Source organism: Mariniflexile sp. HNIBRBA6329, from assembly GCF_043558645.1.
In the GTDB taxonomy this organism is placed as follows: domain Bacteria; phylum Bacteroidota; class Bacteroidia; order Flavobacteriales; family Flavobacteriaceae; genus Mariniflexile.
Genome location: NZ_JBIFXS010000053.1, coordinates 1 through 270 on the forward strand (window position 1 = coordinate 1; position 270 = coordinate 270).

Below are 270 nucleotides of genomic sequence, written 5' to 3' on the forward strand. Positions count from 1 at the left end.
CTCGATGCGGGCTGCCGAACGGCCATCGCTGGCCGGGCAGTAGGTCTCGAGGGCGAAGACCATCCCCTCCCTGATCTCGACGGGGTGCTCCAGGGAGTTCAAGCGGCTGATGATGGGACGTTCGTGTAGCCCCAGACCGAGCCCGTGTCCGAACTGCAGCCCGAAGGCCTCCATCTCGGAGTCGAATCCTAACTCGGGCGCCTCGGGCCAGAGCCGCGCGATCTCATCGGTACCGACACCGGGCTTGACCGCCTGGATGGCAGCATCGAT

1 protein-coding gene is annotated in these 270 nt (G+C 65.9%); it reads right to left on the reverse strand.

Annotated features, from left to right (window positions below; all coding sequences use genetic code 11):
• On the reverse strand, nt 1-270 hold a 270-nt coding region (locus ACGK9U_RS16160; protein WP_394467596.1), incomplete at both ends, for a M24 family metallopeptidase.